6 protein-coding genes are annotated in these 9,275 nt (G+C 54.1%); 1 reads left to right on the plus strand and 5 read right to left on the minus strand.

The annotated features are described in order from the left end of the window. Window positions 1-72 precede the first annotated feature (72 nt). The 5 genes from WCI03_14495 to WCI03_14515 all read right to left on the minus strand — a co-directional run bounded on the left by WCI03_14495 (window position 73) and on the right by WCI03_14515 (window position 8,294). On the minus strand, window positions 73-1,407 hold the full coding sequence (locus WCI03_14495) for a PHP domain-containing protein (GenBank protein ID MEI8141062.1): 1,335 nt from the start codon (window positions 1,405-1,407) through the stop codon (window positions 73-75). 60 nt (window positions 1,408-1,467) lie between these two features. Next, complete coding sequence (locus tag WCI03_14500; GenBank protein MEI8141063.1) at window positions 1,468-3,153, minus strand: alcohol dehydrogenase catalytic domain-containing protein; 1,686 nt, start codon at window positions 3,151-3,153, stop codon at window positions 1,468-1,470. A gap of 20 nt (window positions 3,154-3,173) precedes the next feature. Next, entirely contained in the window at window positions 3,174-5,192 is a 2,019-nt protein-coding gene (locus WCI03_14505; protein MEI8141064.1) for an SDR family NAD(P)-dependent oxidoreductase, read from the minus strand. A gap of 128 nt (window positions 5,193-5,320) precedes the next feature. After that, the gene (gene lpdA / locus WCI03_14510) at window positions 5,321-6,730 is read right to left on the minus strand and encodes a dihydrolipoyl dehydrogenase (protein ID MEI8141065.1); all 1,410 of its coding nucleotides are present in this window, start codon (window positions 6,728-6,730) and stop codon (window positions 5,321-5,323) included. 10 nt (window positions 6,731-6,740) lie between these two features. Beyond that, window positions 6,741-8,294 carry a 2-oxo acid dehydrogenase subunit E2 gene (locus tag WCI03_14515; protein ID MEI8141066.1) on the minus strand — a complete coding sequence of 518 codons (1,554 nt, stop codon included), beginning with the start codon at window positions 8,292-8,294 and terminating at the stop codon, window positions 6,741-6,743. A 184-nt stretch (window positions 8,295-8,478) separates the two neighbouring features. On the opposite strand from WCI03_14515, the gene WCI03_14520 reads away from it, so the two are divergent. Then, window positions 8,479-9,275: DeoR/GlpR family DNA-binding transcription regulator (locus tag WCI03_14520; GenBank protein ID MEI8141067.1), on the plus strand; the 797-nt coding region annotated here is incomplete at its 3' end.

Consider the following 9,275-nt stretch of genomic DNA (forward strand, 5'->3'; position numbering starts at 1 on the left):
ACTTAGTCGTTAACTTAGTCGATGTCTTCTCCGACGAAGTTAGCGACGAAGGAGTACGGTTCAAGCGAAAATTTAGATCTCAAACTTACCTGGAAATAACTGTACTGCCATCTTCAGGGCATTTTCAGGATGGGCTGAATCCAAGGACGCTCCAACCTTGGCATAGACTTGCAGTCGCTCGGCCAGAGGGTCGGTGGCATACGGATTAGCAGGATGAAAAAGACTGAAACGTGCGTCAAGACTCGCCAGTTTTTCATGGGCAATCAAGGCCCAAGTGGCGGCAATCAAATGCCGGAAGACCGGCTGCATAATCTCGGGACAACTGAATGACTGCCGCGAGGAATTAATGTCGACCCCGGAGATTTCCATCAGCCCATGCCTGACACACAACCCCTGCACTCGTTGCAACTGGGTCAGAGTATTGCGGGGCGGCATATACGTCACAGCCCGGAAGCCCAGCGCGACCAATTCATCAAACAGCAAATCCAGATAGTCATCTTCAAACTTCTCGGCCTTCTTATCACCCGTCGGTGAGGCTGTCACATCGCCCAGATAGGCATAAGCGGGAATCGCGCCAATATGAAGGGCGAATTTTACCGCCTTCCTTACGGGAATACATTCATGCGATCCGGGCTGAATGAAAAAGGAGGGCAGGAATGAAGATTTCAAAATACCCAATAAATCATAAAGATAATGCGGATTGGCAGAATCGCTCAACACCGCAACCATTTTGGCAGGGAGTTCCACCTTCAGGGTGTCCCGGAGAAAACCAACCACCCGCCCATCTCGACCATACAGGCCAATCAATTTCTCAGCTAATGCAGCCAGAATATGACGCTCCGTAATCGCCCCGCCCTGCGCCGCCAGGGATCGCGCAAAGACATCGCGCTCGAAGTCAATCTGAGGGACGCCCAATTCCTGAAGGTGCTCGTTAAGACAAGCCACCATCGCGCGATTACGCAGGTTGCGGGCTTTTTGAATGGGCTCCAAAAAACGTGCCACTTCCGGAATCGCCGGTCGAGGAATCCCGTGAATCGCCATGTAGGCAATTGACAGTGAATCCGGATTATTAATTTTGCGACCAGACAACCCCGTCATACTGCAATCTACACGCAGTTCAAACCCTGCTGTAGATCCAATCCCGATGATCTTACAGGCTTCCAGCATTTCATTCGCCCCGGCAATGGAATCGTGATCCATGATGCCTGCCGCCTGTAACCCCGCCTGCGCGGCCTGCCAGGCCGCTGCGGAAGGGGAATAAGGCGAGAAGGAATACATCGTATGGATGTGGTTATTCACTTCCTCTGTACGAGGAACCGCCGCACCAGCACGTTGCGCCAACACCATTTCACGTAAATGTTGAAGGCGCGCCTCAAGGGAATCACTATTGAGAAGAGCTAAGCTCATACATTACCATCCCCTCACTCTAGCCCTCTCCCTCAAGGGGAGAGGGAACAGAGAAACATCTTACTTACCCACCTTCATCAGTTCATTCTCGGCATCCGATGACCAGTTACCATGATTTAATTTGGAGGCCACCGTGGGGAATTTTTGAGTTAGGGTATTCAGCGGCACCAGTCCAAGATCATGTAAGGCTGGATAGATCACAATCTTGCCAGCCAGGGTTCGGTTTTCAACAGCCGCCAACCCCTCGAGGGCGCCAGCCATACCGCATACCGCATCTACCGAACTATTGGTGTCCAACTTCCCGGCGACTACTTTCCCGAGCACAATCTTCATGTCACGAATCGTAGAGCCACTCGTGCCGAACATATAACAGCGATTCTGAATGTAGGTATCAAGATCGAGTTCATGCTTCACGTTTGCGGGAATCCCGGCAAAAATATTGATCAAACTGCCGGGGGCGCTATTCTTGATCGCATCAGCCACCAATACTCCGATCGGCGCCATCACCACTTGATAGGTAAACGGACCTTTAAGGGCTTCTGTCTTTGGATTCAACGTGCATATGGTCGCTTTATTAGCTGCCGCCATGGGCCGCGCCTTAGCCATCAGGTTGACCAACCGGACATCATCAAAATCAACGGCCGTCATCACCACTCCCGGTAACCCGGCACACAAATCGCGAATGACATGCATTTGCCCCATTGGCCCCCCTGCGCCCGTCACACAAATCGTGTCGTTCGCACGGATCTCACCGGTAGGCGGAATCGCCTTGTAGGATTCGGCTGCGGAAGAAGACATCGTCCCGATCCAACGCGTCATACCATAATGGACACGCCCGACCCCAACCGACACCAGGGCACCAATCTTACCACCGCCCGTTACAATGTTGATCATCCCACAGGTCGTCAGTTTGTCATTCAGCAACTCAATGATTTTCTTATCTTTGCCGAAATAAATAATGTCATCAAAGGTCTCATTGGGCAGATCCGCCACGGAATTCAGCCGCTTCACCGGCACCTTGAATTGAGCCGCAAGCATTTTGTCACAGTGATCTGCGCAAACGGTGACAATTTCCGCAGGAAACCCCTTGGGCGACATGCTCTCTGCGATCCCGGACATTTTCCGGTCGCCATCGACCACCACCGCGAGCTTTCCGCCCGCTTTGACGGACTGACGCTCAGGCGTGACATAGGAGTTCTCAACACAGGCCCAGGGCTCTACAAGCGCGATTGCCGAGGCGCTCAGGTTCTCAGGGGCAGGAATCAAAAAGCGCTCCCCGGTGGCGGGATCAATGATCACCCGCTCATCCATCACCACATATTCCTGAAGAGCACCCTCGAAATTGTATCCGAACGCCGCATTCGAACCGGCCGTTGCGAAGGGACGGTAGTCGGTCTGAACCAGGCAGCGCTCCCCGACCTTGTGATGCTTCACCTTATCACCAACCGCCACAATCCGGATCACAGTTTCATGGCCGGGCACAGTGGGCTTATCGCCGGGCACATAGCTCGAAATCTCATTCAGAACCTCCGGCGCCAATCCGCCGATGACCTCGCTCTTACGTGGGTGCTGAGAAAACTGCTTGAGCAATTTCAGGTCGGAGAAACAGAGACAGACCGATTCAATCTGGCCGAGCACCTGATGCGGGCCAGGAGTTACAACGGGCTTAGCCGTGTTGATTTTGAGTTCGCCGGGTCCGATGAGTTGGACGGCATACTGAGTTTTAGGCAGGACGTTAGCAGACATGGGGGTTCTCCTTGTTATTATTAAGACAGCATTACCTGACCGCCGGTTACTGGCACTGCCTGACCGGTCTCATACTTTTGTTCCATAATGTAAAAAATAGCCTTCATCACATCTTCAGCCATACAGCCACGGCGCATCGGCACCTTGTTCTCATAGAACCGGCGCACATCCTCGATGGTTTTGGCGCCGGGCACTTTTTTGGTGTTTAGATATTGAACAAATAAGCCGTTTTTGGGATCCGACCAGAGCGGACCATCGAAGAAATTGCCCGGACAGATGGCATTGACCTTGATGTTGTCCTCGATCAGTTCCATCGCAAAGGACTGGGTCAGACCAATCCCCCCGAACTTACTTCCGGCATAGGCCCCATTCTTATTGGAACCTTCCAGACCGGATTTGGAATTAATCTGAATGATGTCACTCCAGTATGCCGGACTTGCCAGATGCTGTACGGCGAGCACCGGCGCAGCCTTCTGTACGCACAGAAAATAGCCCTTGTAGTTCACCGAGGTGACGAAATCAAAATCTTCGGGTTTGAGCGTTTTCACACTGCCCGCCTTGAGCACTCCCGCATTGGACACAAATGCATCGAATCCACCAAAGGCGCGAATCACCACATGCATCGCCGACTCAATGGAGGCCGTGTTGGTTACATTCGCCGCCACCCCAATGACCCGCCCGGCACCATATTGTTGCGTCAACCCTTTCGCTGCCGCCACGGTTCCATCAACATTCAAATCCAACAGAGCAACATGTGCCCCTTCGGCTGCCAGTTGTTTTGAGATTTCGAAACCGAACCCCTGCGCCGCACCCGTTACCACAACAACCTTGCCTGCGGACCGTCCCGCTTTGCGGCCGGCCTTGGCGATCTGACGCCGGTAGGATTCCACTTCCCATGCCTCAATAAACTTGCGCTGGGCATCGGGGAGATACTGGATGCCCCCCAGTTTCGAGGCGCCCGCCATGATGCGGACGGCATCGGTATAAACCAGCCGCACGGTCGTGGCCTGGGCAATGTCATCCCCTGCTGCGAACATTCCCAATCCGGCGACCAACACCACCCGGGGGTTGCAGCGATAGGTTTTGGCGTAGGTTTTTACCGCTTTGCGCAAAGCGTCAACAACACTTGCCGCGGGCTGACCTTTAGGACACTCAAACCACATCGGGAATGAGTTGCAGTAGACAATATGATCGGGCGTCAGGGTGCCTGAGGTGGCCCACTGTTTTCCCTTCGGATTATCAACCAAGGCCTTGACTGGCTCAGAATCATCAAAGGCCACCACCTTAAGGGTCTCACCCTCCGCCAACAACCCGCGCAAAGCCGGGCCAATAGAGTTGATGGCCTGGACCGCTTCGGGAATCAGAGCCTCCGCAGGTTTTACCTGAGCGGTCACAAGCTTTGCCTTCTCAGTAATCGTGGCAATCAGTTTTTCGGTATGCTTGCGAATCTCAGCAGTGCTGTCGCCACACACAATCAGACCATGATTTTGGATGAAGACTACCGGGGGATACTTTCGCCCCGTACGCTGAATGTAGGCATTCATCTCTTTCTGCACCAATTGCGCCAACACAAAACCAGGATCGCAGACGGGGATCCACAGCACATCGTCGCCAAACCAGGTGCGCGTCAACTGGGGCCCCTTCTGACCGCAGGTCAAAAAGTTGACCAGCGTGGAATGCGTGTGAACCACCAGTGTGGAGGGGAGTAAATGATGGAGAACACTCTCAACCGAAGGCCGCTGTCCCTTCTCAGGATAAATGCGGGCAGCCAGAATCGCCTCCTTAAATTGCTCTTCCCGGCGGCGGGCATTGGCATCCAATTTGCTATCCAGCAACACCGTCAAAGCCTTACGGTCAAGCTCCACGAACCCGTCCGCAGTAATCGTGGCGAGGGCATGTCCACTGGCTTTAACGAAAAGCCTATCGCCCACCTTCAGGGACGTATTTCCACCCCCGGCCAGTACAAAACTGGAATCCACACCATAAAAGCGGGATAACTCAATCAACGAATCCATCCCCTGCTGTATTTTCTGCGTCATGACCATTTTCTCCCGTTCTTAAACCCATTAGTCCTGATCTTAATCGTAATCGTAATCTTAATCTATCCCCCGGTATCGCAGAAGAAGTGATTAAGATTACGATTAAGATTACGATTATGAGCTAAACTTCAACCTGCGGCCACTCGCACCACCTTGCGCGGTGGCAAATGTAATGCCATACCCAAGGCATCCTCTGCGGCTTCCTTGATGCTCTCGCCGATGGTCGGGTGAGCATACACCACCTCGGCCAATTCCTGCACAGAGACTTTTTTGTGAAGCATGGCGCCCGCCGAGGCAATGCATTCGGTCGCATTATGCCCCATCATATGGACACCCAGCAGTTCGCCCGTCTCGCGATGCCGGATCACTTTGACAAAACCCTCAGTATGCCCCACCGCAATCGCCTTACCCAACGCGGCCAGCGGGAACACGCCAATAGCGATCGGAATGCCCGCCTTCTTCGCCTGCGCCTGAGTCATTCCTGTCGCACCGATTTCGGGGAATGTATAAACCGCCGACGGGATGGGCGCAGTGAAGGCGAGGGCATGGCCCATGGCATTCTCCACGGCGGCAACACCCTGTGCTGAAGCGGCATGGGCAAGCAGACAACGCCCATTGGCGTCCCCGATACAATAGATGCCCTTAACCGGGGTTTCCATGTGGTCATCCACACGGACAAACCCGCGATCAGTCGACAGCCCCACAGACTCCAACCCGATGTCAGCGGTATTGGGTCGACGCCCGATGGACAACAATACACGATCCGCCTCAACGATCTGGCCATTACTGAGCACGGCCTTGACGGTGTCACCTGCGGTCAAAGATTCCACCTTGGTACCGGTAAAGCACTGGATGCCACGCTTCGTGAAGACCTTCTGTAAAGGCTCTCCGAGACTTTCATCCAGTTCAGGCAAAAGCCGGGGCATCAATTCAACCACAGTCACCTGGACGCCAAACTCGCGCATCATACAGGCGAATTCGCAGCCGATTACACCACCGCCAACAATCAAAAGGCGGGCGGGGAGGGTTTTCCAGTGCAGGGACTCGTCGCTGGTGCAAATACGCTCGGGATCGGTGGGCCACCCAGGTATCCGTGCAGGAATTGAACCCACGGCCAGAATAATTTTATTGGCCGTGATCTCCTCTAGGCCCACCTTGGATTCAATCGTGATTTTTCCCGGCCCGTTAAGTTTGGCCCGCCCCTGGAACAGAGTGACCTTTCGTGCACCGAACAGTGATTTGATGCCGCCACGTAACGTCTGAAGAACCTTGTCTTTGCGGGCCTGAATCGCAGGCCAGTCAAAGGTTACATCTCCGGACACCTTCACGCCCATCGAGGCCGCGCCATGAATGGAATGGATTAATTCCGCGGATGCCAGAAGTGCCTTGGAAGGAATACAACCGACATTCAAACAGGTGCCGCCAAGATCCCCCTTTTCGACGATGGCGACCGAAGCCCCCATCTGCGCCGCCTTCAAGGCCGCCACATACCCGCCAGGGCCCGCACCGAGAACAACAATGTCAAAATGTTTACTCATAACGTTCTCCTCACACCAACTGCGCCGGGTTTTCCAGCAACTCTTTCAGACGCGCCATAAACTTGGCCGCAGGCATCCCATCCACCACACGATGGTCGGCACTGAGCGTCACAGTCATGACCTTGCCCGCCCACATGGCGCCATCCTGGACCACCACGGTTTCACGCATGGCGCCCACAGCCAGAATCGCGGCCTCCGGTGGATTCACAATGGCCGTGAACTGCTCGATGCCGAACATCCCGAGATTGGTAATGGTGAACACACCTTTACCCATGTTCTCGATCCTGCCGGTTTTGGCCGATTGGGCGAGGCGCCGTGTTTCGGTTGCCAGTTCCTTGATGGACAACGTATCAGCACGCAAGATTACAGGGACCACCAGACCTTCATCCATACCCACGGCAATCCCAATATTGACGTCGTTGAATTCCACCATCTCATCACCCTCAATACGGCTACGGAAGGCAGGGAATTCCCGGATGGCCTTGGCACAGGCCTTGGTCACAAAGTCGTTGAGCGAGCATTGATACTTGCTCTTTTCAGCCTTCTGGAGATCGGACATCGGCACTGCATTCACGGTCAATTGCATGTAGAAGTGCGGGATGGTCTGCTTAGAGGCCAGCAGGTTCCGGGCGACCGCCTTGCGCATCGGAGTCAATCGGCGGCGGGACGCCTGACCACTGACAGCCGCAGGAGCAGCGGACGATACGGAGGGTGCCACACCGGCACCGGTGGCAGGCTTGATCTGTGCCGCCTGTGCGGGAAGATCGCGTGAGGTAATACGCCCGCTGGGACCGGAGCCGGTGCCGACGGAAGCGAGGTCAATTCCACGTTCACCGGCAATTTTACGGGCGGCCGGGGAGGCCTTGATCGAACCGGAGGTCGGCACCGCAACGGGTGCCGCTATAGTCGCCACTTGAGCGACGGCCTTGGGTGCAGAAACGGCCACAGACTTGGCAGGCAGGGCAACAGCGTCGGCTGGAATCGCCGCGTTGGCATCGCCGATCAAGGCGATACGCGTTCGGACAGGAACCGTCGTACCGACAGGAACAAGAATCTTTCGCAGCGTCCCATCATGTCCGGCTTCGACTTCCACGACCGCTTTATCGGTTTCCACTTCAAGCAGGATTTCCTTCGCCTGAACTTGATCACCTTCATTCTTCAGCCAGCGAACGATCGTCCCTTCCTCCATGGATTGTCCGGCCTGCGGCATCAGCACATCCGTCAAAGTACCACCTGTTACGGCAGCAGACACAGCAGCGGCTGGCGCGGGAATGGGAGCTGACGGAGCGGCAGGCGCCGGGGAACCGGCATCAGCAGGGATCGGTTCATTGGTGTCGCCAATCAAACCCACACGGGTACGGATCGGCACCATTTGACCAACAGGAATGATGATTTTGCGAAGGATGCCGTCATGCCCGGCTTCCACTTCCACCACGGCCTTATCGGTCTCCACTTCGAATAGAATGTCTTTTGATTGAACCTTATCACCTTCGTTCTTGAGCCATCGAACGATGGTTCCTTCTTCCATAGATTGGCCAGCTTGAGGCATTTGGACTTCGAACATTGTTGCTTCTCCCTAATAAATGCAGATTTCGCGAAATCAATGAAACCAGTTCTACTCAAATAATGGTCGAACTATGAAGCGAACATGTAAATATGTCAAACAGATATTTGCAACATTTTGTTGACAAAGATGCAACACTTATGGCAAACATTTGCATAGTTTTTGCAAAAGAAAGCACTTTGCCGTGGTTTATTCAGGAAAACAGCGAAAAGACATCATTTTGGAGCGGGTCTACCGGAACGGACATGTTCTGGTAAAGGATCTGGCTGTTGAAATGTCTATTTCCGAGGCTACCGTACGGCGAGACCTGAAAACCATGGCGGATGCACAGGAGTTGGAACTGATCTATGGTGGTGCCACACTGAAGCGCCATGCCGACTTTTCATTCCGTTCAAAAAACATTCGTAATGTCGAAGCCAAACGCAGGGTCGGTGAGTTAGCCGTCAATCTGATACAGGATGGCGACCAGATTTTTCTCGACTCAGGAACTACCACGTTTCAGATGGCAGGCCTGCTGAAAGGCAAGCGTAGTCTTTCGGTGATCGCCAATTCCATTCGACTCGCCGAAGAGTTGTCTGCAATCCCGGATATCAACATCATTATGCTGGGCGGACAATACCGCGTAGATCGCATGGACACCGTGGGGCCGCTGGCCATGGAGGCGATGGAACAATTACGCGGCTATCGGGCCTTTATTGGGGCCGACGGGGTGGGTATGGATTTCGGACTTGCCGCTAGCGACATCGAAAGTGCCCACCTGTACCGCCTAGCCGTCCGCCATGCGCGCGAAACCATTCTGGTGCTTGATCACACTAAATTTGAATCACCTTCCCTCTACAAAATTGTGGATTGGGAGTCGATTTCTACGGTTGTAACAGATCAGATCCCAACGCCGGAGTGGCAGGATTTTTTAAGCAAGAAGAAGGTGTCGCTAGTGGCGCCGGAAGTCAGTGGGCAGTGGGCAGTGAGCAGTGAGCAGTG

It is taken from the genome of bacterium, assembly GCA_037143175.1.
Taxonomy (GTDB): Bacteria; Verrucomicrobiota; Kiritimatiellia; order CAIKKV01; family CAITUY01; genus JAABPW01.

Coding starts and splice junctions, on each gene's coding strand:
- WCI03_14495 (MEI8141062.1), bottom strand. CDS start 1,407: ATGAGCTTAGCTCTTCTCAATAGTGATTCCCTTGAGGCGCGCCTTCAA.
- WCI03_14500 (MEI8141063.1), bottom strand. CDS start 3,153: ATGTCTGCTAACGTCCTGCCTAAAACTCAGTATGCCGTCCAACTCATC.
- WCI03_14505 (MEI8141064.1), bottom strand. CDS start 5,192: ATGACGCAGAAAATACAGCAGGGGATGGATTCGTTGATTGAGTTATCC.
- lpdA (MEI8141065.1), bottom strand. CDS start 6,730: ATGAGTAAACATTTTGACATTGTTGTTCTCGGTGCGGGCCCTGGCGGG.
- WCI03_14515 (MEI8141066.1), bottom strand. CDS start 8,294: ATGTTCGAAGTCCAAATGCCTCAAGCTGGCCAATCTATGGAAGAAGGA.